General features: G+C 43.3%; 2 protein-coding genes. One reads left to right on the plus strand and one right to left on the minus strand.

Annotation, left to right across the window (positions count from 1 at the left end):
* Positions 1-207: 207 nt before the first annotated feature.
* Positions 208-357, minus strand: a complete 150-nt coding sequence (locus KWJ01_RS13285; protein ID WP_224996955.1) for a hypothetical protein — start codon at positions 355-357, stop codon at positions 208-210.
* Here KWJ01_RS13285 and KWJ01_RS28315 point away from each other — a divergent pair.
* Entirely contained in the window at positions 310-492 is a 183-nt protein-coding gene (locus KWJ01_RS28315) for a transposase (protein ID WP_370634715.1), read from the plus strand. The two genes, KWJ01_RS13285 and KWJ01_RS28315, sit on opposite strands and share 48 nt — an antisense overlap.
* The last annotated feature ends 355 nt before the right edge of the window (positions 493-847 follow it).

Raw genomic sequence — 847 nt, forward strand, 5'->3', positions numbered from 1 at the left:
TACTCCAGCAAGCCTTCAGGCAACAAAAATCTTAGATAGTGCTTGTCTTCCAATTTCTTTTTGAAAGCAAGTAAACACTGTTACTCGAAAAATTCTACCCCTGCTCCCCAGATTTACCGATTGATCCGATACTACTATGAACAGTTTGTGAGTGTACAGCTAAGAAGTCACTTTCCTACTCTTATCAGTTACGAGCGTTTAGTAACTTTAATCCCTCGCCTTTTGCCAGGCCTTTATGTTTTTCTCAAGTACAGAACACTGCTCTCCCAGCGCACGGGCTGGTATATCATAGATTATAAACCACTGCCGGTGTGCCATAACAGAAGGATTCACAGCAATAGAGTCTTTGATGCGCATGCCAGAAGAGGAATAAGCTCCATGAGCTGGTGTTATGGATTCAAAGCATACTTGATCATTAACCAGGTGGGGGAAATCATCAACCGCAGTTGCGGACCGCTTTGTTTTTACCACTGGCAATGTGGCCAACAATAACCAAGGAGTACTCAAGTATTTTCTGACTGGTCTGGCAGGAAAATGCTTTGGAGAGAAAGGCTACATGACAGCTCTATTCTAGGAGTTTTATATGCAGGGTCTTCAGCTCATAACCAAAGTCCGAAGTAATACCACATAGTGCAAAGAACCTTCAATAGTGAGGGGATGTTGTAGCTGGTATGGGAAGAGTGAAGAAGGTAGAGATTCATGAGAGTGCAGAGGAGCTACTACAGAGGAGCAGGAAGCTTACTCATCCCTTAGCCCAGGCAAGAGTAAGAGCCTTTTATCTGTACAAGATTAACCAGAACAAGGAATATGGAGAAATAGCCAAAGAAGTTGGTTATGGTCCACATGC

Origin of the sequence: Cesiribacter sp. SM1, from assembly GCF_020178975.1 — a bacterium.
Classification (GTDB): Bacteria; Bacteroidota; Bacteroidia; order Cytophagales; family Cyclobacteriaceae; genus Cesiribacter.

Excerpts from the sequence above, each read along its gene's own strand:
- KWJ01_RS13285 (WP_224996955.1), bottom strand. The coding sequence starts at position 357 with ATGCGCATCAAAGACTCTATTGCTGTGAATCCTTCTGTTATGGCACAC.